Source organism: Labilithrix sp. (assembly GCA_019637155.1).
In the GTDB taxonomy this organism is placed as follows: Bacteria; Myxococcota_A; Polyangia; order Polyangiales; family Polyangiaceae; genus Labilithrix.
On record JAHBWE010000007.1, the window covers coordinates 1 to 25,350 of the forward strand.

The 25,350-nt window shown below is 69.6% G+C and carries 22 protein-coding genes; 11 read left to right on the forward strand and 11 right to left on the reverse strand.

The annotated features are described in order from the left end of the window. A partial coding sequence (locus KF837_15605; GenBank protein ID MBX3228745.1) for an HNH endonuclease occupies positions 1 to 751 on the forward strand: 751 nt, incomplete at its 5' end. 576 nt (positions 752 to 1,327) lie between these two features. Here KF837_15605 and KF837_15610 read toward each other — a convergent pair. Next, positions 1,328 to 2,731: a sigma-54-dependent Fis family transcriptional regulator gene (locus tag KF837_15610; GenBank protein ID MBX3228746.1), complete on the reverse strand. Its 1,404-nt coding sequence runs from the start codon at positions 2,729 to 2,731 to the stop codon at positions 1,328 to 1,330. 257 nt (positions 2,732 to 2,988) lie between these two features. Here KF837_15610 and KF837_15615 point away from each other — a divergent pair, with 257 nt between their 5' ends. After that, on the forward strand, positions 2,989 to 4,437 hold the full coding sequence (locus KF837_15615) for a serine/threonine protein kinase (GenBank protein ID MBX3228747.1): 1,449 nt from the start codon (positions 2,989 to 2,991) through the stop codon (positions 4,435 to 4,437). 15 nt (positions 4,438 to 4,452) lie between these two features. Then, positions 4,453 to 5,403 (forward strand): PEGA domain-containing protein, encoded by a 951-nt coding sequence (locus KF837_15620; GenBank protein MBX3228748.1) that lies wholly within the window; start codon positions 4,453 to 4,455, stop codon positions 5,401 to 5,403. A 17-nt stretch (positions 5,404 to 5,420) separates the two neighbouring features. On the opposite strand, the gene KF837_15625 is transcribed toward KF837_15620, so the two are convergent. After that, positions 5,421 to 6,584, reverse strand: coding sequence for a hypothetical protein (locus KF837_15625; protein ID MBX3228749.1), 1,164 nt, complete (start codon positions 6,582 to 6,584; stop codon positions 5,421 to 5,423). 67 nt (positions 6,585 to 6,651) lie between these two features. Between KF837_15625 and KF837_15630 the strand changes: the two genes are divergently transcribed. Then, positions 6,652 to 7,689 (forward strand): hypothetical protein, encoded by a 1,038-nt coding sequence (locus tag KF837_15630; GenBank protein ID MBX3228750.1) that lies wholly within the window; start codon positions 6,652 to 6,654, stop codon positions 7,687 to 7,689. Between the two features lie 7 nt (positions 7,690 to 7,696). Here the strand turns inward: KF837_15630 and KF837_15635 are convergent, their stop codons facing one another. Both KF837_15635 and KF837_15640 read right to left on the reverse strand, forming a co-directional pair. After that, a complete protein-coding gene (locus tag KF837_15635; protein MBX3228751.1) occupies positions 7,697 to 8,095 on the reverse strand; it encodes a hypothetical protein in 399 nt (132 codons plus the stop codon). A gap of 23 nt (positions 8,096 to 8,118) precedes the next feature. Continuing rightward, a complete protein-coding gene (locus KF837_15640; GenBank protein MBX3228752.1) occupies positions 8,119 to 9,567 on the reverse strand; it encodes a protein kinase in 1,449 nt (482 codons plus the stop codon). Positions 9,568 to 10,006: 439 nt separating this feature from the next. Between KF837_15640 and KF837_15645 the strand changes: the two genes are divergently transcribed. Both KF837_15645 and KF837_15650 read left to right on the forward strand, forming a co-directional pair. Beyond that, complete coding sequence (locus KF837_15645) at positions 10,007 to 10,384, forward strand: hypothetical protein (protein MBX3228753.1); 378 nt, start codon at positions 10,007 to 10,009, stop codon at positions 10,382 to 10,384. Further along, positions 10,381 to 10,743, forward strand: a complete 363-nt coding sequence (locus KF837_15650) for a hypothetical protein (protein MBX3228754.1) — start codon at positions 10,381 to 10,383, stop codon at positions 10,741 to 10,743. The genes KF837_15645 and KF837_15650 overlap by 4 nt, the downstream gene beginning before the upstream one ends. Before the next feature lie 4 nt (positions 10,744 to 10,747). Here KF837_15650 and KF837_15655 read toward each other — a convergent pair whose 3' ends face one another. Genes KF837_15655 through KF837_15670 form a run of 4 tightly spaced genes read right to left on the reverse strand, consistent with a single transcriptional unit; the run spans position 10,748 to position 15,650 of the window. Then, positions 10,748 to 12,070 (reverse strand): serpin family protein, encoded by a 1,323-nt coding sequence (locus tag KF837_15655; GenBank protein MBX3228755.1) that lies wholly within the window; start codon positions 12,068 to 12,070, stop codon positions 10,748 to 10,750. Positions 12,071 to 12,075: 5 nt separating this feature from the next. Next, positions 12,076 to 13,734 carry a fumarate hydratase gene (locus KF837_15660; GenBank protein ID MBX3228756.1) on the reverse strand — a complete coding sequence of 553 codons (1,659 nt, stop codon included), beginning with the start codon at positions 13,732 to 13,734 and terminating at the stop codon, positions 12,076 to 12,078. 3 nt (positions 13,735 to 13,737) lie between these two features. Then, complete coding sequence (locus KF837_15665; GenBank protein MBX3228757.1) at positions 13,738 to 14,541, reverse strand: alpha/beta hydrolase; 804 nt, start codon at positions 14,539 to 14,541, stop codon at positions 13,738 to 13,740. Next, complete coding sequence (locus tag KF837_15670; GenBank protein ID MBX3228758.1) at positions 14,541 to 15,650, reverse strand: hypothetical protein; 1,110 nt, start codon at positions 15,648 to 15,650, stop codon at positions 14,541 to 14,543. The genes KF837_15665 and KF837_15670 overlap by 1 nt, the downstream gene beginning before the upstream one ends. A gap of 64 nt (positions 15,651 to 15,714) precedes the next feature. On the opposite strand from KF837_15670, the gene KF837_15675 reads away from it, so the two are divergent. Both KF837_15675 and KF837_15680 read left to right on the forward strand, forming a co-directional pair. Beyond that, positions 15,715 to 16,524 (forward strand): methyltransferase, encoded by an 810-nt coding sequence (locus tag KF837_15675; protein ID MBX3228759.1) that lies wholly within the window; start codon positions 15,715 to 15,717, stop codon positions 16,522 to 16,524. Between the two features lie 303 nt (positions 16,525 to 16,827). After that, on the forward strand, positions 16,828 to 19,092 hold the full coding sequence (locus KF837_15680) for a PQQ-dependent sugar dehydrogenase (GenBank protein MBX3228760.1): 2,265 nt from the start codon (positions 16,828 to 16,830) through the stop codon (positions 19,090 to 19,092). A 3-nt stretch (positions 19,093 to 19,095) separates the two neighbouring features. On the opposite strand, the gene KF837_15685 is transcribed toward KF837_15680, so the two are convergent. Next, positions 19,096 to 19,887 (reverse strand): hypothetical protein, encoded by a 792-nt coding sequence (locus KF837_15685; protein ID MBX3228761.1) that lies wholly within the window; start codon positions 19,885 to 19,887, stop codon positions 19,096 to 19,098. Between the two features lie 54 nt (positions 19,888 to 19,941). On the opposite strand from KF837_15685, the gene KF837_15690 reads away from it, so the two are divergent. After that, a complete protein-coding gene (locus KF837_15690; GenBank protein ID MBX3228762.1) occupies positions 19,942 to 20,394 on the forward strand; it encodes a hypothetical protein in 453 nt (150 codons plus the stop codon). 1 nt (position 20,395) lies between these two features. Here KF837_15690 and KF837_15695 read toward each other — a convergent pair whose 3' ends face one another. Then, a complete protein-coding gene (locus KF837_15695; protein MBX3228763.1) occupies positions 20,396 to 21,745 on the reverse strand; it encodes a TldD/PmbA family protein in 1,350 nt (449 codons plus the stop codon). Beyond that, entirely contained in the window at positions 21,742 to 23,325 is a 1,584-nt protein-coding gene (locus tag KF837_15700; protein ID MBX3228764.1) for a TldD/PmbA family protein, read from the reverse strand. Before KF837_15700 ends, KF837_15695 begins: the two co-directional genes overlap by 4 nt. Before the next feature lie 49 nt (positions 23,326 to 23,374). On the opposite strand from KF837_15700, the gene pip reads away from it, so the two are divergent. After that, positions 23,375 to 24,328, forward strand: coding sequence for a prolyl aminopeptidase (pip, locus tag KF837_15705; GenBank protein MBX3228765.1), 954 nt, complete (start codon positions 23,375 to 23,377; stop codon positions 24,326 to 24,328). A 133-nt stretch (positions 24,329 to 24,461) separates the two neighbouring features. Continuing rightward, a complete protein-coding gene (locus KF837_15710) occupies positions 24,462 to 25,295 on the forward strand; it encodes an endonuclease (GenBank protein ID MBX3228766.1) in 834 nt (277 codons plus the stop codon). Positions 25,296 to 25,350 lie beyond the last annotated feature (55 nt).

Here is a 25,350-nt window from a genome sequence, read left to right on the forward strand (position 1 = left end):
CTTCGTCAGCGCGGACGGCGAGCGCTGTCCGGCGCGAGAGTGGCTCGAGGTCGATCATCGCCAGCCGCGCGCGCTCGGCGGCGCCGGCACGATCGAGAACGTCCGTATCCTCTGTCGCGCACACAATCGACTCGCCGCAGAGCAAGCCTTCGGCGTCGAGCACGTCGCGCGCAAGATCGAGGAAGCACGTGCCGCGCGCGCCGCCGCCGAACCCAGCGCGCCCCCGAACCTGATCGGCCGGCCAGCCAGCACGACGTCGCCGCACTCTCCGACGTCGACGCCCCCGGCAACGCAGGCGGTCGCGCGCGGTCCAGTGGCTGCGAATACGGGGGTCGCCACGCTTGCCCACGACGTGGACGCGAGCGTCGGTTCGGCGGCGTCGGCGGCCGCGAATGCGGGCGTCGCCAGTGCGACGGACGCGAGCGTTGTCGGGTCCGCGACGCTGGTGGCCGCGAATGCGGGCGTCGCCAGTGCGACGGACGCGAGCGTCGTCGGGTCCGCGACGCTGGTGGCCGGGGGCGGGGATGGTCCGGGCGACGACAAGGTCGATCCGCGCCGTCGCGGATCGCTTGGTGCGTTCGCGCCGGTGCCGCACGACGACCGGACGCCGCGCGAGGTCGTCCGCTTCGCGCTCGTCCGCCTTGGGTTTCGCGACCGAGACGTCGGCACCGCGCTCGCGCGACTGCCCTCGACCGTGTGGTCGGAGCCGCTCGACGTCGCCGTGCGCGCCGCGCTCCGCCTGCTCACGTAGACCATCGGTCCAGGCGAACAACAGGGACGCACGCGCGGAGCGACGTCGACGACGCGCGCTCTCGAGCGACGTGTGGAGGGGGTTGCTCGAGCGCCTGCGCGTCGGCTGGACGGTCGCGCGCGGTCCGTGCGGTGACACGAGAGGCCGAGCGAGAGGAACCAAGGACGATCGCTTCGATCGCCGAGGACTCCCGCCGGTTTTCCTAATACTCTGAATGCATCCGCCGATTCGCATCGACGGAGAGTTGTTCGCCCGCGTCACATCTGGCGCTGAACGAGCTTCAACGGAGCCGCCGATTGGTATCGGCGGAGAGGGGATCGTCATCACGTCCTGGGCACTCGACAGCGGCTTGCTTCAATGGAGCCGCCGATAGGTATCGGCGGAGAGATCCGCGAGGAGACCGCGCGCATCCGCATCGAGGCGCGACTGGAGCCGCCTATCGGCGGAGAGCGTCTCGCGCCGGGGGCCAGCGCGCTGGCTCCCGGCTCGTCCCTTCACGGAGCCGCCGATTCGGAGCGGCAGTGAGCCTGTGGCGACCGTCGTAGTTGCGCGCAGGCGCCCACGGGTCCGGGCGCGTTACAGCCGCGCGGGGGCGGGCTCGGCTTGGTTGCTGGCGGTGCCGTTTTGGTAGCGCTCCAGTTTGCGGTAGAGGGTGCGGCGGTCGAAGCCTAGGACTTGGGCGGCGCGGCTCTTGTTGCCGCCGACGAGCGAGAGGACGCGGAGGATGTAGCGGCGCTCCAGCTCGTCGATCGTCACGATCTCCTCCGGCTGGTTGGCCGAGACGACGAAGCGCTCCGGACGGAAGGTCTTCACCTTCTCCGGCAGATCGTCGATCTCGATCTTCGAGCCGCGCGCGAGGGCGACCGCGCCGTCGAGGCAGTTCTCGAGCTCGCGCACGTTGCCCGGCCACGAATAGCTGATCAGCTTCTCCGCCGCCGAGGGCGAGAGATCGACCTCCGGCTTGCCGTGACGCTCGCCGTAGATCTTGAGGAAGTGGCGCGCGAGGTGGAGCACGTCGCCGCCACGCTCGCGGAGCGGGGGCACGTCGATCTTCACGACGTTGATGCGATAGAAGAGGTCCTCGCGGAAACGCTTCTCGTAGACCTCGTCTTCGAGGACGCGGTTCGTCGCGGCGATGAGGCGCGCGTCGAAGGGGATCTCGCGGTTCGAGCCGACCGGGCGGACCTTGCGCTCCTGCAGCGCGCGAAGGAGCTTCGGCTGGATCTCGAGCGGCAGCTCGCCGATCTCGTCGAGGAAGAGCGTGCCGCCGTCGGCCTGGAGGAAGAGACCGGTGCGCTGCATCTTCGCGTCCGTGAACGCGCCCTTCTCGTGGCCGAACAGCTCGCTCTCGATGAGCGACGCAGGGACCGCCGCGCAGTTGATCGCGACGAACGGACCCTCCTTGCGCTTGCCCTGATCGTGGATCGCGCGCGCGACGAGCTCCTTGCCCGTGCCCGTCTCGCCGTGGATGAGGACGCCCGCGTCGCTGTCCGCCACGCGCTGCACGAGCGTGAACACGCGGCGCATCGAGGCGCTCGAGCCGACGACGCTCGGGATGTTCACGTCGTCGATCGCGACCTCGGTGCGAAGACGCTTCACCTCGTCGGAGAGGCCCTTGTGCCGGAGCGCGCGGTTCGCGGCGACGGAGAGGAGCTTCGGATCGACCGGCTTCACGATGAAGTCGTACGCGCCGACGCGCATCGCGCCGATCGCCGTCTCGAGCGAGCCCTGCCCCGTGATGACGACGACCGGGACGTTCGGGCGCGTTCCCAGCACGCGCTCGCACAGCTCGAGGCCACCCATCTCCGGCATCTGGAGATCCGTGATGACGAGGTCGAAATCGACCGCGCCCACCAGCTCCAGCGCCGCCTCCGCTGAGGTGCACGTCGTGACCGCGAAGCCCTCCCGTTCGAGGCTCAGCTTGAGGAGGTCACAGGTCTCCTGCTCGTCGTCGACGGCGAGGACTCGGCGTTCGCTCATGGTCGCGCTACCAAAGCAGGGAGCATGCCCGCCGCAGAAATGCGGGCGAAATGCTGGATTTTCGAGGCTGCGAGCGCGCGCGCGGTCCGCTCGACGCGCGTCACACTTGGCGTCTTTTGCCCCGATCCGCGGCGGACGCGCACGCCGCACGGCGCCGAGCCCTCGGGGCGAGCATGCACGAAATGTAGGACACGCTGAAAAGCGAGGGACCCCGCGAGCTTGTTTCGGCTTGGATGGACCCGCTACGCTTCCCGAGCGTGGCTTCGTCTCCGCAACTGTCGGAAACGGTCGGTGAGGGCCAGGTCCTCGCCGGCAAGTACCGCATCGATCGCAAGCTCGGTGCAGGTGGCATGTGCATCGTCTACGAGGCGGAGCACATCCACCTCAAGCAAGCCATCGCGATCAAGGTCCTCAAGCCGGACTTCGCGAAGGACCCCACCGCCGTCGCGCGCTTCGCGCAAGAGGCTCAGTCCGCCGCCGGTCTTCGAAGCCCCAACGTCGCGCGCGTCTACGACGTCGATCTCCTCCCCGACGGACAGCCGTACATCACGATGGAGCTCCTGGTCGGCAACGACCTCGGCACCGAGCTCCAACGCCGCTACTCGCTGCCGATGGAGCTCGCGGTCGACTACGTCCGCCAGGCCGCGATCGGGATCGCCGAGGCGCACGCGATGGGCATCGTGCATCGCGACCTCAAGCCCGAGAACCTGTTCCTGAGCGAGCTCGGCGAGATGACCGAGCGGCGGCTCGTGAAGATCCTCGACTTCGGCATCGCGAAGAACGTCCAGGAGACCTCGCGCAAGCTCACCGCGCCGGACGCCGTCTTCGGAACCGTCGACTACATGAGCCCGGAGCAGATCCGCTCCGCGTCGACCGTCGATCACCGCACCGACATCTGGTCGCTCGGCGTCATCCTGTTCGAGCTCCTCACCGGCCGCACGCCCTACGTCGGCGACGCGCGCTCCGTCATCGCGCAGATCGTCAGCGATCCCATCGTCCCGCCTTCGCGCTACGTGCCGACGCTGCCGGCCGGCCTCGTCGCCGTCGTGATGAAGGCGCTCGCGAAGGACCCCGCGCAGCGCTACCAGAACGCGCAGGACCTCCGCGCCGCGCTGACGCCGTTCACCGAGGGCGTCGAGTCGATCACCGGCATCCTCGCGCGCATCCCGCCGACCAGCATCCCGCGCCGCAAGCCGATCGATCCGATCTCGAGCGTCTCGGTCCGCATGGTGCGCGAGACCGGCCGCGACGTGAAGGGCACGAACCTCTCGTTCGAGTCCGGCGTCATCGGGAAGGTCTGGAACAAGAACATCACCGTCTTCGCCGTCGCCCTCGCGATGATGCTGGGCATCGTGCTCCTCATCGGCATGACGCGGAGGAAGAAGCCGCCGCCGGTGACGGTGACCGCGGTCGAGGCGCCGATCCAGAACCCCGCCGCGCAGCCGGCGCAGCCCGCGCTCCCGCCGATGCCCGTCGTGCTCACGGCGCCGGCGCCGGTGCTCACCGCCGCGCCGACCGACACGACCCCGACGCCGATCGCGGTCGCGCCGGCGTCGGCCGCGCCGCCGGCGGAGAAGCCAGACAAGCCCGAAAAACCCGAGAAACACGAAAAGCCCAAGAAGCCGCCGCCGCCGCGGACCGGCCCCAAGCCCGCGCCGGCGCCGGCGCCTGCTCCGCCGCCGACCACGAACCCGAAGCTCCTTTAGTCCTTCAGCCGTCCCGTGCGGTCCTCTTTCCTTCGCACCGTCCTCTTCGTCCTCTTCACCGTCATCACGATGATGCCGGCGGCGGCGTGGGCGGACGCGAAGAGCGACGCGAAGACGGCGAAGTCGCGCCAGACCGAGGCCGCGAAGCTCAAGAAGGAAGCGGACGGCCTCATGGGCCAGGACCGCTACGCCGACGCGCTCGCGCTGTACCAGAAGGCGTACGAGCTCTCGTCCGATCCCGCGTTGCTCTACAACCAGGGCCGCGCGCTCGAGGCGATGGGCGAATATCCCGAAGCCATCGACAAGCTCGAAAAATTCGAAAAAGACGCTTCGCCCTCCCTCCGCGCGAAGGTCCCCGCGCTGAAGGAGCTCATCACCGACCTGAAGAACCGCATCGCGACGCTCGTGGTGACGACGAACGCTCCCGGCGCGCGCCTCCTCGTCCGCGGCAAGGACGCGGGCACGGTTGCGGGGGAGCTGAAGCTCCGCACGCGCGGCGGTCCGGCGACGGTGGAGGTCGCGGCCGAGGGCTACATCACGTTCAAGAAGGACGTCGAGCTCGCGGCCGGCTCCACGGTGAAGGTCGACGCGCAGCTGCAGCTCAAGAAGTCGGACGCCGTCATCTTCGTCCGCAGCCGGCCGCCCTCCGACATCAGCGTCGACGGCAAGGCGATCGGCCGCGTGCCGCTCGAGTTCCGCCTGCCGGCCGGACGCTACACCCTCGCCGCCGACGCCCCCGGCTACGAGACCGAGACCGTCCCGATGACGCTCTCCCTCGGCGACCGCCGCGAGCTCGACATCGAGCTCCGGAAGTCACCGAAGATCACCGGGCGCTGGTGGTTCTGGGCCTCTATTGCCGCGGTCGTCGTGACCGGCGCCGCGATCGGCGCCTACGTGGCCTTCACGACGGAGCGCGAGCCGGAGCCCGGCACGTTCGGCGGCGGCGTCCGCCCGTTCCAGCCGTAGCCGCGCTCACGCGCCGCTCAATCTCCGCCGGCGTCGGGCGGATCCGGGGGCGGGGGCGGCGGGCCGCCGTCGTTCTGGCGGAAGTTGGCGCAGTTGCCCGCGTCGCACGAGCTCACCTTCCCGCAGCCCGCGTCCTTCGCGCACGTGCGCGTGCACGTGCCGCCGAAACAGTGAATGTCGTCGCACGACGGCGCGTCGTCGGCGCCGACCGCTCCGCACGCCATCGTGTTCGTGGCGCCCGCCATCGTGATGCTCAGACACGTGTTGGTCGTGTCCGCGCAGTTGAAGATACAGGTCGACGCGTCGCACGCGAGGTTCGAGCAGTGCGCACCGCCCGGCGTGAGCCCGTCGCAGTCGTAGGTGCACGTCCGGCCGCTGCCGGGGTTCAGGCAGCTGACTTGCGCGCAGTCGCCGGGCCGCTTGCAGTTGAAGCGACAGTTGAGGCTCGGGTCGGGGCACTTCGTCTCGCTCGTGCAGCGGATCTCGGAGCAGTCGAACAAACACGTCGTGTCGTTGTCGACGCACCGGCCCTTCGCCTCGACGCACTTGCCGCACGGTCCGGCGTCGGGTGTGCCGGTGTCCTTCTTCTCCGGCTCGCGATCGGAGACGCCGGTCGCGTCCTCGATCGCGTTCGCGTCGGGCTCGTCCGGCGTGTTCGGGATCGCGTCGACGGGCGCGCAACGCCCGCCCTTCACGCAGACGAGGTCGTCGGGGCACTGCACGCCGGCGCAGTCCGGCTCGATCATGATGGTGACGGGGACGTCCGTTCCTTCGAGGAAGCGCGCGAGCCGCTTCGTGATGATGCAGTTCTTCGCGGGGTTGTCCTCGGAGTCGCAATCGCTCGCCGAGTTGTCGCCGAGGCCGGCGACGACGCGGATCCCGATCTGCCCGTTCTTGTCCTCTCCCGGTCGAATCACGAGCGTGCCGACCGAACCGGACCGGTTGAGGCAACCCGACTGGAAGTCCCGAAGCGGGGCGCGCTCGAGGTCGTCGATGTTCTTCGGCGACGCGACGGCGATGCCCGTCTGGTTGAGGCGCAGCCCTTCGCCCTCGCAGAGGTCGGAGTACGTCCGGACCTCGATCGTGATCGTCGTGGCCGACGCGCAGTTGGTCGCGGCGAGGCTCAGCGCCGTCCCGGCCACCGCGACACCGATCAACGCCCCGAGTCGGACGGTCCGCATCCTCTTACTATAGCCGATCTGGCTGAGCTGGCCCGTGGTGTGCTTCAGTGGCGTTTGCTTGGGGAAAATGCGCCGATCCATCGCGGCTGGGCTGGTGCTCGGGGCCGCGGTCCTCCACCGGGGGCCTGCGTGGGCGGGCGATCCCGATCTCGAGCGCGCGCGGGCGCTCTTCGAGGAGGCGGGGGAGCTGGAGCGGCACGGCAACTGGTCGGGCGCAGAGGAGCGTCTCCGCCAGGCGCTCCGCCTCCGCGAGACGCCGCAGCTCCACTACGCGCTCGGCTGGGCGCTCGAGAACGACGACAAGCTCCTCGAAGCGAAGGCCGAGTACGAGACCGCGATGAAGCAGGGGCAGAACCGCTCGGGCGGAGAGGAGGCCACGCGCCTCGCGTCGGCGCGCCTCGCCGATCTCGAGAAGAAGATGCCCGTCATCAAGGTCCGCGTCACCGGCGCGTCGAAGGCGAGCGCGCGCGTCATCGTCGACGGCAAGGAAGTGAAGCGCGACGACGACGTCGCGATCCTCAACGTGAACCCGGGCTCGCACGTCATTCGCGTCGAGCGCACGGGGACCGACGAGTCGATCGAGCAGATGGCGTACGTCGGCCGCGGCACGGTGCGGAGCGTCGACGTGGACACCGGCGCCGCCGTGGCAGGCCGCGACACGACGCAAGACCGCCACGCTCCGCCGCCGCTGCGGATGTCCGACGCCTCGAGCAGCGCGCCGGGAGACGACCTCCTCCCGTGGGTGTTCGTCGGCGCCGGCACCGCCCTCGTGCTGGGCGGCATCATCGTCTTCGCCGCGTCGGCGGGCGACGCGAGCACGCGCGACGAGATGCACTCGAGCTGGTGCGTCGCGACGCGCTGCAACGGAAACCGCGCGTCGGTCCCGGAGACGCCGGAAGCGGCCGCGTTCCGCCGTCGGGCCTCGGACGCCGCCGACGCAGGCAACACGAAGCAGGCGATCGGCATCGCGATGGGGAGCCTCGGCCTCGCCGCCGGCGCCCTCGGCGCGTACTTCTTCATGACCTCGAAGAAGACCGACGCCCCTCGCGCGAGCGTGAGCCCCCTCCCCGGCGGCGGCTACGCGAGCGCCGCGTTCTCGTTCTAGTCCGAAGTTAGCGACCTTCGTTCAACCCGCGCATCTGCGCTTCGAGCGTGCCCACGCGCCCCTCGAGGGTGTCCATCCGGCTCGAACCGTCGAGCGAGACGCCGAGCGTCTCATGGCTGATGCGCGCCACGCGCATCACCGTCTGCTTGAGGTCCTTGAGCTCGGCGCGCAGCTCGGCGCCGAGGGACTCGAGTCGTTCGTTCGTCGCGTCGAGTCGTTCGTTCGTCGCGTCGAGTCGTTCGTTCGTCGCGTCGAGTCGTTCGTTCGTCGCGTCGAGACGGGCGTTCGTTGCGTCGATGCGGTAGCTGAGCTCGTTTCGGAGGCTCACGATCTCCGCCTTCGATTCGAGGACGCCGTCGCGGATCTGCTTCAAGATCTCCACGGTCAGGTCGATCGGCTCGGCCATAAACCCCAGCGTAGCACGCGAGCTCAGAAGCCCGGGCTCGAGATGCCGCCGTGGACGGGGCGATCCGAGCCGACGACGCGGACGGTGCCGCGCGGGCGCGTGACGGCGGGGCGGGCGGGCGGCGGGTCCTTCGGAGCGTCGCGAACGACGGGCGTGGACGGCGCCGCGACCGGCGGCGGCGCCTCGTCTTCCACGGGTTCGACGGGCGTGGCGATCGGAGCTTCGATGGGAGCAGGCTCGAGCGCCGGCGCCGACACGATCGTCGCCGCCGTCGCGTTCGTGGTCTGCGCGTCGAGCGAGGTGCTCATCCAGCGCGGCGTCATCGCGAGCGTCGCGAGGCCGAGGACGGCGGCGGCGGCGAGCGCGAGCACGCTGCGCACGCGCCGACCGTGCATCGGCACCGAGAACGGCGCGACGGTCGGCGGGACGGTGTCGTCCAGCTCGAAGGGCTTCGCCAGCTTCGCCGCCGAGAGCTTCGGGTGCGCGCCCGAGAGCGGGAGCACCGGCTCGTCGTCCTCGTCTTCGAGGAGCCCGTTGCCGTCGAGGGTCGCCTCCTGCGTCGCGAACGCCTTCCGCATCGTGGAGATGACGCGCCACGAAGGTGTCTCCGGCGTGATCGACTCGCCGAACGGCGCGAGCGCGAGGACCATCTCGTCCACCGTCGCGTAGCGCTTCGACGGCTCCTTCTCGAGCGCGCGCATGATGACGGCGGAGAGGTCGACGGGGAGGTCCGGCTCGAACGTGCGCGGGTCCGGCACCGGGTCCGCCGCGATCGACGCGATGCACGCCGCCGCCAGATCGTGATCGAACGGCGGGCGTCCGCAGACGAGCTCGTAGAGCGTGACGCCGAGCGACCAGATGTCCGTGCGCGCGTCGACGTCCTTCGCGCAGCGGACCTGCTCCGGCGACATGTACTGCGGCGTGCCGAGCGGCTGGACGCCGAGCGTGATCGCGCGCTCGTTGGGAGAGACCCGCTTCGCGATGCCGAAGTCGAGGACCTTGATCGAGCCGCTCTCGCAGAGGAGGAGGTTCGACGGCTTGATGTCGCGATGCACGATGCCGAGGCGATGAGCCTCCGCGATCGCGTCGGCCGCTTCGATCACCCAACGCACGGCGAGGCCCACCGGCTGGGGTCCCTCCGTCGCGACGACCTCGCCGAGGTCGCGCCCGGCGAGGAGCTCCATCACGAAGAACGGCGTGCCGTCCTCGGTCGTGTCGATGTCGAAGACGCGGACCGCGTGCGGGCTCGAGAGCGCGCTCGCGGCGCGGGCCTCGCGCTCGAAGCGGCGCACGAGATCGGGGTACATGCGGAGGTCCTCGCCGAGGACCTTGATCGCGACGCGCTGACCCAGGCGCGTGTGCCGCGCCTCGAAGACGGTCCCCATGCCGCCGCGGCCGATGACGCGCTCGACGTCATACTTGTCGGTAAACGGCGGGAATTTTTCGTCGTTCTGAACGGCGGAAGGGACCACGATGGCCGCTCATTCAAGGCCCGTTCCCAGCCACGTCGCCGCAGCGCGAGCTCGAGCGCACGAGCCAAGTGGCGCCAATTGCTCGCGTCTCGACACGAGCGACAAACGCGAAGCGCGCATGATCGCCACACAGTGGAGAGTGGCGTCACGCGCGCAGAAATGTTCGCGTTTCGGTGAGACGTTCGGCGGTCACCGCGCCGACCAGCGCAGGTGACCGCGTGACGTCCTACTCCGCCGTTATTTCACCTGGCAGAAGCCTTGGCCGCCGCAGCGACCCGTGAAGACGTCCGCCTGAGCCGTGCATGCTGCAACGTTGTCCGTACTGACCGGCGTGCACTCGATCGTGCAGAACGTGCCGGCCGTTCCGCCGCCACCGCCACCGCCGCCGCCGCCACCACCGCTGCCCTGCTGCCGGCAGTGACCACTCTCGCACTCGGCGTTGCCGGTCGCGTCCTGGCTCGCGCATGCTGCGCCGTTCTTCTTCTTCGTGCTACCGCCGTCGCCGCCCGCATCAGCGCCACCCGACGAGCTGCTCGACGACGAGCTGCTGCTCGACGAGGATGACGAGCTACCCGAGCTGCTCGTGCTCGAGCTCGAGCTGGAGGTGGACGACGACGACGTGTTCGCCGGCGTATCGTCATCGTCACCGCATGCGGCGATGCCGCAGGCCACAACGGCGATCAACCCAACCGCAACGTATCCGATGCTCTTGTTCGCAACGCGCATGGCTAAGGAACCCTCCAACCATCGAGCGTATCGGAGCCCGAAATTGCGGGCCGTTACACGGACGTTACATTGCGTCGCATCCCTCGCATGAACGCCAACTTCTGGAGCTTCATCGCGCTCCCGACCGTCTCGTGTGGCGGGGCGCTCTTTGCCATCGTCTCGTGTTCGAGCGGGATCGACTTTGATCCGAGCGACTACGACACGACCTGCGCGACCGCGAGCGACTGCATGCTGGTCGTCCCTATGGCGGATTGCTTCCGCTGCTGCTCCGAAACGGTCGCTGTCAAGGGAACCTCGGAGGTAGCGGAAGACCAGCGGGCCGCCGAAGAGTCGTGCCGCGTGGATGGCGTCGACATCCGTGAATGCGGCATCGGCGGTTGTGAATGGCTCGTGGCTGTCTGCGAGGAAGGGCGTTGTCGTGCCACGATGGACTTTGACGCTGGAATGTGAGCCCTCACGGCTCCGTCACGCGGCCCATGAAGAGGACGAGGGAGGACGGCTTGTCGACGATGAAGAAGAGGAAGGGGCGATCGACGAGGAAGTCGATCGGCTTCTGCGGGACGCCGCCGGCGCGGGCCATCACGACCGCGGTCGCGCCCGCGGCTTCGGTGCCCTTCTCGTCCGTCTTCACGAAGGCCTTGTGGAAGACCTCGCCGATGTAGAGGCGATCGCGCGGGTCCGGCGGGTGCGCCATCGCGGTGAAGTCTGCCTTCTCGCGATCGAACGCGTCCGGCATGCCGAGCGCGGTGAGCTCCTTGGCGAGCGCGAGCGACGCGGCCGGGTTCACCTCGAAGCGCGGGAGCTCGACGCGGACGTTCTCGACCTTGAGCGCGCTCCGCCACGACGCGAGCGCCGCGCTCGAGAGCGACTTCTCGACGTCGGCGAGGCCGTCGACGCGCTCGGGGAGGACGACGAGCATCGAGGTCGAGCCCTTGTACGGCAGCTCCAGCACGCTCGCGCCCGGCACCTTCGCGATCGGGAGGTGCTCGGTGCGCTTCATCGTCGGCACGTTCTTCTTCGTCGTCGCGGTGAGGTTGAACGGCTCGTCGCGCGTACGCTCCTTTTCGAACGGCTCCTCCCACTCCGCGAGGAAGTAGATCGCGTTGACGAGGACGAGACGCGTGTCGCCGTTGAGCGAGCGCGCGGGGAGGAGATCCTTGATCCGCTTCTCGGTCTGCTCCTCGACCCACCCGTTGATCCACGCGCGCGCGGGCTCGAACGCGGTCTTGAAGTCGACCGGCTCGAGCGGCGCACCGAACGCGTCCTTCGTCGCGGCGAGGTAGGGCGCCTCGAACGTGTACGTCTTCTCGCCGAAGAGACGGTTCGCGACGCGGAGCTTCATCGGCCGCGCGGGATCGGCGAGCGTCTTCGTCAGCCCGCCCCACGAGGTCATCGTCGCCGGTGGGTCGGCGGTGAAATGGAGCGTCTTCTTCATCTGCGCCGCGGTCTCGCCCTTCGCGCCGCCGTAGGTCATCGCGAGCGCGGCGGAGATGCTCGCCGGCGCGAACGCGAGGTTGCCGGCGGACGCCTTCATGCGACCGTAGAGATCGAAGGCGAGGTCGTTCGAGCCCTTCGCGAGGACCGTCACCTCGTCGGTAGCGAGCGGCTTCGTCATCGGCGTGCCCTCGGAGGCAGGAGGTGCAGGTGCAGGTGGTGCAGGTGAAGGCGGCGCCGCGGCGGACTTCGGCGGATCGGCGGTGGCCTGCGGCTTCTTCTCGCAAGCGCCGAGCGACGACACGAGGACCGCGGTCACGAGCAACGTTCGGAGAGATCGCATCCCCATCACTTTACCGGAAGCGCGCGCTTGCGTTCGCCCGAGCCGGTGAGGCTCGCGAAGAAGTCGTTGCCCTTGTCGTCGACGACGATGAAGGCGGGGAAGTCGACGACCTCGATCTTCCACACCGCCTCCATCCCGAGCTCCGGGTACTCGAGGACCTCCACCTTCTTGATGCAGTCCTTCGCGAGGCGCGCGGCCGGACCGCCGATCGAGCCGAGGTAGAAGCCGCCGTGCTTCTTGCACGCGGCGGTGACCTGCGGCGAGCGGTTGCCCTTCGCGAGCATCACGAGCGAGCCGCCGGCCTCCTGGAACGCGTCGACGTACGCGTCCATGCGGCCCGCGGTGGTGGGGCCGAACGAGCCCGACGCGTAGCCCTCCGGCGTCTTCGCCGGGCCCGCGTAGTAGACCGCGAACTCCTTCATGTACGAGGGCATGCCCTGCCCCGCGTCGAGGCGCTCCTTGATCTTCGCGTGCGCGATGTCGCGCGCCACGATCATCGGGCCGCTCAGCGAGAGGCGCGTCTTGATCGGGTACTTCGAGAGCTGCGCGCGGATCTCGCTCATCGGCTTCGACAGGTCGACCTTCACCACGTCGCCGCCGAGGTCGTCGTGCGTCGTGTCGGGGAGGTACTTCGCCGGATCGCGCTCGAGCGCCTCGAGGAAGACGCCCTCCTTCGTGATCTTGGCGAGGCACTGGCGATCGGCGGAGCAGGAGACCGCGACGGCGACGGGGCACGAAGCGCCGTGGCGCGGGAGGCGGATGACGCGCACGTCGTGGCAGAAATACTTGCCGCCGAACTGCGCGCCGATGCCCGTCCGCTGCGACAGCTCGAGGATCTTCTGCTCGAGCTCGACGTCGCGGAAGCCGTGGCCGAGGTCGCTCCCCGCCGTCGGCAACGTGTCGAGGTAGCGCGCCGACGCGAGCTTCGCCGTCTTCAGCGCGTGCTCCGCGGAGGTGCCGCCGACGACGAGCGCGAGGTGGTACGGCGGGCACGCCGCGGTGCCGAGGCCCTTCAGCTTGTCCTCGACGAAGGCCATCAGGCTGTCCGGGTTCAGGAGCGCCTTCGTCTCCTGATAGAGGTAGCTCTTGTTCGCGGAGCCGCCGCCCTTCGCCATGAAGAGGAGCTTGTAGGCGTCGCCGTCGGTCGCGAAGATCTCGATCTGCGCCGGCAGGTTGTTGCCCGTGTTCTTCTCTCGATACATGTCGAGCGGCGCGAGCTGCGAGTAGCGCAGGTTCGACGTGAGGTAGGTGTCGAACACACCCTTCGCGATCGCCGCCTCGTCGCCGCCGCCGGTGAAGACGTACTGGCCTTTTTTTCCCATCACGATCGCGGTGCCGGTGTCCTGGCACATCGGGAGCACGCCGCCGGCGGCGATGTTCGCGTTCTTGAGCAGGTCGAGCGCGACGTACTTGTCGTTCGCGGACGCCTCGGGATCGTCGATGATCTTCCGCAGCTGCGCGAGGTGGCCGGGGCGAAGGAGATGCGCGATGTCCTTCATCGCCTCCGTCGTCAGCTTCGTCAGCGCCTCGGGGTCGACCTTCAGGAAGGTCTTGCCGAGCGCCTCGAACGTCGAGACGTGGTCGCTCGTGATCAGGCGATAGGGCGTCTTGTCGTCGTGGCCGAGCGGGAGGAGCTCTTCGTACTGGAACGTCGGTGCGGGCATCGGTCACCCAAGATAGCCGAGGACCATCTCCCGGAGCGCATCCGGTGCGTCGACGTGGACCCAGTGCCCAGCGTCGGGGATGACGTCGACGGTGCAGCGCGGCAGCGCGCGAGCACGGTCGAGGTCGGCCGCGTCGAGGACCTCGGACTTGCCGCCCGCGATGAGGTGCGTCGTCTGCGCGCCGTCCTCGATGACGTCCCAGAGGTCGACCTTGAAGTAGTCCTCCATCATCACGCGGATGCTCGGGACGTCGACGCGGAACACGAAGCGGCCCTGATCGTCGGCGCGCACGTTCATCGCGAGCCACATCGCGGTCGGGCGGCTCACCCCGCGGTCCACCGCCCACTGCGTGAACGCGTTTCGATCGGGGAAGTGCTCCGGCAGCTCGCGCAAGAGCTCGACGACGGAGCGCACGTTGGACGAGCCGCGGTAGTCGGGGCGCGCGCCGGGCGTCGAGTCGACGACGAAGAGGTGCTCGAGCGCGAGCGTCCGCGCGCACTCGATCGCGACCTTGCCGCCGAAGCTGTGACCGAGGACGGCGGTGACGCGCTTGCCGGCGCACGCCTCCACCACGTCGCGCGCGGCGGCGGCGACGGTGTGCGGCGGCGGCAAGCCGCGTGACTCGCCGTGCAGGCGGAGGTCGACGAGGAGCGCGCCGAGCTCCGGCTTCGCGGCCGTGATCTGGCGCGCGAACGTGCGCCAGTTCGCGCCGGAGCCGAGGATGCCGTGGAGGAAGACGAGCCAGCGCTCGGGCTCTCTCCCCGAAGCGTCCGGCGCGGTGACGGGATGAACGGCGAGCGTCGGCATCACTCGTTCGGGACCTTGAGCGGCACGTCGAAGCGGAGCATCGCGCCACGATACCCCATCAGCCCGACCGGGCGATCGGACAGCTCCGCGGCGTAGAAGGCGAGCGTCGTCTTGAACGGCAGGACGTGCGGATCGAACCACGCGACGCCAGCGGTGAGCTTCCGCCACACGGACATGCCTTGACGCTCGAAGTCGAGCGGCGCGATCTCGCGCGACTGCTTCCGCACCGGCCCGCCGAGGAGGAACGGCGCGAACGTGAGCTCCGCCTCGAGCGACACCTGCTGGAAGAACGTGAGCCGCGCCTCCGCGCGCGCGCCGGGGCCGGCGCCGATGTCGAGCGGGTACAGCTCCGTCCACGGCGGCGAGTAGACCTCGTGTCCGCGCTGGGTGGGATGCAGGTTGGCGTTGTGCATGCCGCCGTAGAGGCCGGGGCCGATGAAGGTGCGCAGCGCGACCGGCGCCTCGCGATCGGTCGAGAATTCACGCAAGACGGAGATCGGCGTCAGCACCCACGTCGACTCGCCGAGCGTGCGGAGCTCGTCGTTCGCGACGCGCTGCTGGAACCATCCGCCGCCCGCTTCCCACCACCAGCGCGATCCGTTCGGCCGCACCTGGAGGAACGCGAAGTCGCCGGCGCCGACGCCGCAGCCGCCCATCGCGCCGGGGCGCGGACACGCGGGCAGGTCGTAGCCGAGCATCCAGTCGATGCGATAGACCGCGTCGCCGATCCAGTCGATGCCGCGCGCCATGACGACGATGAGGCTCTCGGTGCCGAGCATCAGCGTCCACGTCGTGCCGTAGAGGAGGTGCGTCGAGTAGTGACCGATCGTTCCCCAAGGGAACGGCGGCGCCCACGTGCGGTTCACCATCTGCGTCGCCGTCTGCAGCGACAGCGACCAGATCCCGTCGAGCACCGCCGCGACCGGGATCGAGTGGACGAGCTGCGCCCCGGTGCGGAACGCCTGCCACGGGCTCCGCGGCTTCCGCTTGGGCGCGCTCGCCGGTGGCGCCGCGTCCGCTGCCGGCGGCGCCGGCGCCGTCTCCGCGCGCGCCGAGCCGCCGGTGAAAAGGGCGCCCATCACGGCGACGAGGCACCCGAGGCGGCGCATCCCGACTACTCTGCCCGTTGCGCGTGCTCGTGTCCCGGTTGAAAACGATGCTCGAGGTCTTCTGATGTCGTTCGAAGCGCGCAGGAGGGAGCTCGAGGCCGAGCTCGGCGAGCCGATCACGGTGGACGCCCTCACCGCGTCATGGAGCATCTTCCAGCGCAAGAACGGTCATCGTCACTCCACCGACGACCTCTTGACGGGTTGGTACGCGCTCGAGCAGTCCGCGCGCCTCGAGGGCGCGGTCGATCGCGCGCTCGACCTCGGCACCGGCATCGGCACGGTCGGCCTCCTCGTCCTCTCGGGCCTCGGGCCGGCCGCGCGCCTCACCGCGATCGAGGCGCAGGAGATCAGCTTCCGCTTCCTCGTCGAGAACGTGCGCGCGAACGGGCTCGAGGGTCGCGTCGACATGCTGCGCGGGGACCTCCGCGACGTGTTCATCGAGGCGAAGTTCCCCCTCGTCACCGGCTCGCCGCCGTACTTCCCGAAGGGCGCGGGCGTCGTCCCGGCCGACTCGCAGAAGGCGCACGCGCGCTTCGAGCTGCGCGGCGACGTCCGCGACTACGCGCGCGTCGCCCGCGAGCGGCTCGAGCCGAACGGCCTCTTCGTCTTCTGCTTCCCGTTCGCGCAGAAGCAGCGCGCGATCGACGCCGTGCACGGCGAGCGCTTCTCGATCGCGAACGAGCGCGACGTCGTCCCGCGCGAAGGACTGCCGCCGCTCTTCACGCTGTTCGCCTGCCGCCTCGAGCCCGCGTTGATCCACCGCGAGGGCCTCATCCAGGCGCCCTTCGTCGTGCGCCACGCCAACGGCGATCACACGCCGGCGATGGACGCGGTGCGCGCGCGCTTCGGGTTCCCGCCCCAGCCGAAGACCTGACCCACGGATCGCGCGCGGACCTCCCGCGTTCCCCGAAATTGGTATTTCGGCGACCAAGATGGGCGAATATCAATTACCGGGGCCGCTTCCGCCGCGAGCTCCGCGAAGGCGCGCTCGCGGCCGGCGCGGTGGACCGGCGCATCGACGCGCTCGCGGCCCAGATCAGGGACCGCGCGGAGCCGGAGGTCGCCTCTGGATGAAGGAGGCGATGCACCGCCGCCACGCGAAGCTCCTCGAGAAGCTCGACGGCGAGTGCAGCTGGCGTCCGTGTCCTTGAAGCGGCATCGCGCATAGTCTTGCGGCATGCGCCGCCTCTGGATCCCGCTCAGCGCCGTCGTCGCCTCGTTCGCGGCCTGCGGCGGCGACGACGACGCTCCGCCGCCGACGACGTCGTCTTCGAGCTCCACGTCTTCGTCCTCGTCGTCGGGCGGCTCGCCTTCGACGGACGGCGGACGCGAGGCGGGGCCGATCCCGACCGCCTTCGGGCTCGACGCGCGACCGGCGAACGCGACGTGCATCGCCAAGCCGCGGCCGCCCACCGGCGGATCGATCGAGCTCACCGATCCGTTCCCGAGCCTGCCCGCGTTCACGCGGCCGGTGTTCTTCACCCAGGCCCCCGGCGACGCGACGAAGAACTACGTCGTCGAGCAGGCGTATCCCGACGGCTCGGCGAAGATCAGGGTCTTCGCCAACGACGGCGCCGCCTCCACCGCGAGCGACTTCCTCGCGCTCCCCGCCGGCGCGGTGAAGCTCGGCGCGTTCGGCGAAGGCGGCCTCCTCGGCTTCGCGTTCCACCCGCAGTGGGCGACGAACCGCACCGCGTTCATCGCCTACACGTTCGACCCGCCGAGCGCGAGGCCGATGGCGACGCGCGTCGCGCGGCTCAAGAGCAACGACGGCGGCGTCACGCTCGATCCCGCCTCGCTCGATCCGATCCTCACGATCGAGAAGAGCTTCGAGAACCACAACGGCGGCCACATCGCCTTCGGTCCCGACGGCGATCTCTACCTCGGCATGGGCGACGGCGGCTCGGGCAACGATCCGGAGAACAACGCGCAGGACCCGGCCTCGCTCCAGGGCAAGCTCCTCCGCATCACGGTCGGCGCGACGGGCCCGTACACGATCCCGGACGACAACCCGTTCAAGGACGGCGGCGGCGCGCCCGAGGTCTACGCGCTCGGCCTCCGCAACCCCTGGCGCTTCAGCTTCGATCGCGTGACCGGCGAGCTGTGGGCCGGCGACGTGGGGCAGGGTCAATACGAGGAGATCGACCTCATCAAACGTGGTGGGAATTACGGCTGGAAGATCCGCGAGGGAAAACACTGCCGCCCCGGCGGACCGGCGACGTGTCCGACCGCCGGCCTCATCGATCCCGTCGTCGAATACGATCATGGCCTTGGCGTCTCGGTGACCGGCGGCTACGTCTACCGCGGCGCCGCGCTCCCGTCGCTCTCTGGCAAATACCTCTTTGCCGATTACGGCAGCGGCCGCGTCTTCACGATCGACTACGACGCGACGACGGGCGCGCCTTCGCGGCGCGAGCTGCTCCCCTCCGGCCCGCAGATATCCTCTTTTGGAGAGGACAACGACGGCGAGCTCTACGTGGTCAATTACGGAGGCAAGATCCGTAAAGTGGCGCTCGCGGGGACGCCGCCGCCGGACACGTTCCCGAAGAAGCTCTCCGAGACCGGGTGTTTCACGCCCGCGGACGCGAAGGTGCCGGCCTCCGGCCTCGTCCCGTTCGCCCCGATCGCGGAGCTCTGGTCCGACGGCGCGGAGAAGTCGCGCTGGATCGGCCTGCCCGACGGCAAGACCGTCGCCGTCGGTGCGGACGGCGACTTCGACCTTCCGACCGGCACCGTCCTCGTTAAGGAGTTCCGGCTCGGGGGCAAGCGCGTCGAGACGCGCCTCTTCATGCGTCACGACGACGGCGAGTGGGGCGGCTACTCGTACGAGTGGAACGACGCGGAGACGGACGCGGACCTCCTCCCCGCCGGCAAGACGAAGACGATCGGCGCGCAGTCGTGGAGCTTCCCCGACCGCGCCAGCTGCTTCTCCTGCCACACGGAGGCCGCCGGCCGCTCGCTCGGCCTCGAGCTCCGTCAGCTCGACGCGGACCTCACGTATCCGACCACGAACCGCGTCGCGAACCAGCTCACGACGCTCGAGCACATCGGCTTCTTCGGCGCGCCGCTCGGCGGTCTCACCGCGCTCCCGAAGCTCGTCGACCCCCTCGTCGCGGGCCCGAGCGTGGAGACGCGCGCGCGCTCTTACGTGCACGCGAACTGCTCGAGCTGCCATCGCCCCGGCGGCCCCGGCCGCGGCCCGGCCGACTTCCGCGTCACCGCGACCGCGCTCGGCGTCTGCGACGCCGACCCGAGTGAGGGCGACCTCGGCATCATCGGCGCGAAGCTCTTCGCCCCGGGCGATCCGACGAAGAGCGTCCTCTCCCGCCGCGTCCGCACCCTCGACGCGACGCGCATGCCCCCGCTCGCGAGCAACGTCGTGCACGCCGAAGGCGCCGACCTGCTCGACGCATGGATCACCGCGACGACGGCGTGCCCTTGAGGCTCATCGCGCCAGGTGGGCGCGCCGGCCGGCGGTCTCTTCCTCTTCTTCCTCCTCCACCTCTTCTTCGCGCTCACTCGACGCGGCGTGGGCGGCGACGCGGTATTGGATCTCCGGCGCGGGCGCGGGCTTGCGCCACGCGAGCACGAGCGGCACGACCCACAAGAGGAGCGCCGGCGCGGCGGCGAGGCCCAGCGTGACGGCGTTGGTCGGGCCGTAGAGCGGCGTGAGCGCGACGAGCGCGACCGAGACGAGCGCGCCGAGGAGGAGGCCCCACGTGCGCATCGCCAGCAACGCGCGCACCGCGACGAGCAAGAGCACGGCGAGGCCCGCGTTGAACGCGATCATGATCGGAGACTGCGCGGCGACGCCGGCGACGGCGTAGGCGGCGGCGCCGGCCGCGGCGGCCGTCATCGTCGTCGCGCCGGCGAGGAAGGCGCCGCGAAAGCGGGCCGGCGCGAAGGCGGCCCTCGCTTCTTCCGTGTCCAGCAGCGGGCGGCCGAGCCAGAGCGCCGCGAGCGCGAGGAGGAACGACGCGAGCTCGAAGGCGCCGGGCGTCGCGCCGGTCGCGACGCGGACGACGAGCGGCGCGCAGCCGAGGAGCGCCATGCCGCGCGACGCGACCTGCACGTGGAGCGAGCGGCGGGTGAAGCCGAAGACGGCGAGGCCGAGGCCCGCCGCGGCGGCGAGCGCGGCCGGCTCGAACAGCGTGCCCCGCCACACCGTCACGGCCTGGTACGCCGCGAGCCCCGCGAGGCCCGCGGTCAGGACTGCCGCTCTTCGTCCAGCTTTCATCGCTCGACCTCCTTCATCGAGAAATACCACGACGAGCTGTGATGTAATCGCTCCGTGTCGGCCGAGGCGAAGCGGGGGATGCCGTGGTGGGGGATCCTCCTCATCTGCTTCGGCGCGTTCGTCCTCGTCTGCGCCGCCGGCGTCGGCGCCGTGATCTGGTGGGTGTCCTCGAACAAGGACCGCCTCGCCGCCGACGGCAAGAAGGCGATGGAAGAGGCGCAGGCCTTCGCCGCCGAGCATGACCAGAACGAGTGCGTCGACGAAGGACTGCGCCGCGCCGACCTCTGCGACGGGCTCATGTGCGAGACGATGGCGCGCCTCTTCACCAAGTCGTGCCTCACGAGCGCGAGCAAGAGCGCGACGCTCTGCGACGACGTCCCCAAACACGGCGAGATCATGGCGACCGCCGAATGGCTCACGGCGGAGTGCAAGCGCCGCGGCCGCGACGGCAACCAGCGCTGCACCCGCGTCCTGCAGTCGGTCCCCGAGACCTGCAGCGGGCGGTGAGTCAGACCGCCGCCGACGCGCTCGCCATCGTGAAGTCGTTCGTGCGGAGCGCGGGGACGTGCCAGCCACCGCCGGAGCCGGCGGCGACGCGCACCGTCTCGCGCGTCATCGCGTCCGCGTTCTTCAGGACCGTGATCGGGCTCTCGTTGTAACGGAAGTTCGCGACCGCGCCGGTGATCTTGCCGTCCTCGACGAGGTAGACGCCGTCGCGCGTCAGGCCCGTCACCGCGATGCTCTGCGGCTCGAGCATGCGGTTGTACCAGAAGCGGGTAATCAGGAGTCCCTTCTTGGTCGTCCTGACGAGCTCCTCGACGCTGTCCGCCTTTCCGCCGGAGAGGTGGAACATAGTGGGCTGTCCGGTGGGCTCGAGGTTCTTCTTCTTTGCCCAATAGCGCGAGCACGTCACTTTGTTGACGCGGCCCTCGACGATCCACGGGTGATTGCCGAGCGGCATTCCCTCCCAGTCGTACGGCGCGCCCGGTATCGCGGTGTCGGCGGGGTCGCTGCGGAGGGAGACGAAGTCGGCGAAGAGCTTCTGCCCGACCTTGCCCGCGAAGAAGGAGCGGCCCTCGTCGATCGCGCGCTGATCGAGGGACGGGATCATGAACGCGAGGAGCTCGTAGACCGCCTGCGGCTCGAGGATGACGGTGTACTTCCCCGGCGGCAGGACCTTCGCGTCGACGGAGCGCTCCGCCTTGTCGATCGCGCGGCCGGAGAGGATGTCGTCCTCGAGGTCGGCGAGGCGCCAGACGTCGCGCCCCGCCCAGCCCGATCCGGCGTCGTCCGCCGTGCGCGCGGTCACGGTGTAGCTCGCGTACGTGTTGCGATGGCGCGCGATGAGTCCCTCGCTGTTCTGCATCGCGTGCTCGCTCGCGTTGCGCTCGAAGAAGCCGGCGACCTTCACCTTCGACTCGTCGCCGCGCGCGATCGCGCGGGCCGCGACGGCGGCGCGATCGGCGGGCGTCATCGTCGCGACCGCGTCGTCCCAGGAGGTCGGGACGAGGCCGTACGTCTGCGGGCCGAGGACCGGCATTTTTTCGGGGTCTTCGGGGGAGAGCTTCGCCATCGTCAGCGCGCGCTGCGCCACGCCGGCGATGCTCGCCTCGTCGATCTGGTTGATCGACGTCGAGGCGTGGCGGTAGCCGAAGCCGACCCAGCACGAGACGCCGTACTCGTCGGACTCCCCCGCCGTCGTCGGCTCGTTCCGCGCGAAGCGCACGTTCGCGGTCGCGTTGCGATAGACGTCGACGCGCACGTCGGCCGCGCCGGCGCCGTTCTTCGCCATCACGCCGAGCGCGATCTCGAGCGACTTGGTCGCGAGGGCGGCGATGTCGATCTCGGGCGTGCTCATTTGCCCCCCACCCGCGCGCGCGCGTTCACGTTGAGGATGTCGACCTTCTTGAAGCGCGCCGGCGGACAGCCGTGGCTCACCGCGTTGCTCTGCATCGGCTCGCCTTTCCCGTCGTGGAGCGCGCCGTGGAGCTCCCACGTCTTCTCGCCGCCGAGCATGTCGCAGCTGTTCCAGAACTCGACCGAGTTGGATTGATAGGCCACGTCGCGGAGCGGGCGAACGATCTTGCCTTTCTTGATCTCGTGGAACGTCTGGCCCGAGAACTGGAAATTGTAGCGCTGATGGTCAATCGACCAGGAGCCGTTTCCGCTGATCAGGACTCCGTCCTCCGTCGCCGCGATGATGTCGTCGAGCGACGTGTCCTTGCTGCTCGGCGCGAGGGAGACGTTCGGCATGCGCTGGAACGCGACCGAGGAGTGGTCCTGGGCATAGGACGAGCCGCGCGACTCCTTCTCGCCGATCCAGGACGCCTGATCGCGCGTCGTCTGCACGCCGACGAAGAGGCCGTCCTTCACGAGGTCCCAGCGCTGCGTCGCCACGCCGTCGTCGTCCCATTGGCAAGTAGCGAGGCCGCCGGGGACGAGCTTGTCGGCATAGAGCGTCACGATGTCGGCCGCGTATTTGAGCTTTCCGAGCTTGTCGACGGTGGCGAAGGACGTGCCGGCGAGGTTCGCCTCGAGGCCGAGCATGCGATCGAGCTCGGTGGGGTGGCCGACCGACTCGTGGATCGTGAGCCACAGGTTCGACGGCGCGAGGATGAGGTCCTTCTTCCCCGGCGTCACCGACGCCGCCTTCAGCTTCTTGCCCGCGTCCTCCGCGAGCGACCGCGCGGTCTTGGGGATCGAGCACATCGTGACGTACTCCCAGCCCGCCTGCATCGGGGGGACCTCCGCCGCGCGCGACTCGAACTGCCCCGCGTCGACCGCGGTGACGGAGAGCGACGGAGACACGCGCGTGATCTCCTGCTCCACGAGCGTGCCCTCGCTCGAGGCGAAGACCTTGTGCTCCCCGATGCACTGGATGCCCGCGCTCGCGAACTTCACGAACGGGACGTCCTTCACGAGGGGCCACAGCGCGAGGAGCCACTGTGCCTTGTCCGCGAGCGGCACCTGGAACGGATCGACCTCCATCGGCGTCCGCCACACGCCCTTCGCCACCGGCGCCGGCGCCAGCGTGACGGGGTGCTTGAGGGTGGCGCGCGACGCCTTCGCGATCGCGACCGCGCGCCGCGCGGCCTCCTCCACCGCCGGGCGCGTGACGAGCGCGGAGGAGGCGAAGCCCCAAGCGCCGTCGGCGATGACGCGAATCCCGATGCCGTACGTCTCGCCCGAACCGACGCCGGCGATGTGGTCCTCGCGTGTCCAGATGTTCTCGGTGCGGCGCCGCACGATCCGCGCGTCGGCGTACGTCGCGCCCGCCTTCTTCGCCGCCTCGAGCGCCTGCGCGAGCACGTCGTCGCGCGCGCTGCCGCTCGACTTCGGCGGCGCCGGCGGCGGCGGAGGCGGGGCGTGCTTGAGGCAGCCCGTGCCGAGCGTCACGATCGCCGACCCACCCAGGAAGGAGCGCCTCCCGACTCGCATCGCGGCGCAGGCTACACGAGATACGGCGAGCAGTGCTAAGAGCGCGTCGATGACCGAGCTCCGCGCGCTCTACCCCGAAATCGAGCCTTATCGCACCGGCCGGCTCCAGGTCTCCGGCGGCCACGAGCTTTACTTCGAGGAGTGCGGCGACCCGAACGGCAAGCCCGCGCTGTTCCTCCACGGCGGCCCCGGCGGCGGGACCGAGCCGAAGCACCGGCGTTACTTCGATCCGAAGGCGTACCGCATCGTCCTCCTCGATCAGCGCGCGTGCGGGCGATCGACGCCGTTCGCGTCGGTCGACGAGAACACGACCTGGCACCTGGTCGAGGACATCGAGGTGCTGCGGAAGCTGCTCGAGATCCCGAAGTGGCAGGTGTTCGGCGGCTCGTGGGGCTCCACCCTAGCCCTCGCCTACGCCGAGACGCACCCCGAGCGCGTCACGGAGCTCGTGCTCCGCGGCATCTTCCTCCTGCGGAAGGAGGAGATCCGCTGGTTTTACCAGGAGGGCGCGAGCTACCTCTTCCCCGACGCGTGGGAGGAGTACCGCGAGCACATCCCGCCGGAGGAGCGGCACGACATGCTCGCCGCGTACTACCGGCGCCTCACGAGCGACGATCCGAAGGTCCGCTCCGCCGCGGCGCGGATCTGGAGCCAGTGGGAGGGCCGCACGAGCTGCCTCCTCCCGAACGAGGAGCTCATCGCGCGCACGGGCGGCGACGAGTTCTCGCTCGCGTTCGCGCGCATCGAGTGCCACTTCTTCATGAACCACGGGTGGCTGCTCGACGGGAAAGAGCTCCTCGCGAACGTGCAGAAGATCCGCCACATCCCCGGCGTCATCGTGCAGGGTCGCTACGACGTCGTCTGCCCCGCGAAGAGCGCGTGGGACCTCCACAAGGCGTGGCCGGAGGCGGACCTCAAGATCGTCCGCGACGCGGGGCACTCCGCCGCCGAGCCCGGCATCATCCACGAGCTGGTCACCGCGACGGACCGCTTCCGGCCCTGACTAAGGAGGCGGGATCCCCGCTTTCTGCCGCATTTTCGCAGGTGCGACTTTGCCCACATGCTCGCACCTCCCTGAAATTGTTGCTCAATCGAGACGGGTGGATCGGGCATGACCGGGTAATAACCGTGCCCGCATGGTCGGCCACTACCGCTCTCTGTTCGCTCTCGTCATCGCCGCCACGACGGCCGCCGTCGGGTGCGTCGGCAACGCGTCGGAGTCAGAGGAGGAGCTCACCGAGGAGTCGGAGGCGGACCTCGATTCGGTGGAGCCCGAGAAGACGAGCATCGAGAACAAGACGATCCCGTCGTACGCCGACGTCGAGGACCTCGAGGGCACGGCGCTCAGGGAAGCGCTGTTCGACAAGATCAAGTCGCACCGCTCGCTCGGCTACAACAAGGCGCGGAAGACGATGTTCGCGCGCGACGCGGCGGGCTTCCAGACCGACAACGGCAAGATCGAGTGCGTGTACACGGGCCGCCTCGCGTCGCCGAACGGCACCACCACGGTGTCGAGCTTCAACACCGAGCATTCGTGGCCGCAGAGCGACGGCGCGAACCGCGAGCCGGCGAAGAGCGACCTCCACCACCTCTTTCCGTCCGACAGCCGCGCGAACAGCTCGCGCAGCAACTTCCCGTTCGGCGAGCCCGCGTGCGCGAAGCCCGGCTCCATGGTGCGCTGCTCCTTCGATCAGGGCGGCTCGTTCATGGGCAAGGACCAGGCGGGGAAGAACACCTTCGAGGTCCGCCCGGAGAAGCGCGGAGACATCGCGCGCGCCCACTTCTACATGGCGGTGCGCTACAACCTCCGCATCCCGAACACCGAAGAGGTCGTCCTCCGCGAGTGGAACGACGAAGACCCGGTCGACGCGATCGAGCAGAAGCGCAACGCGGCGATCGAGTCGGTCCAGAACAACCGCAACCCCTTCGTCGACCGCCCCGACTTCGTCGCGAAGATCGCGGATTTCTGATCCGCGATCGACAAAGAGCGCGGGCTCGACAACGCGCGGCCGGCGCAGCCCTCTG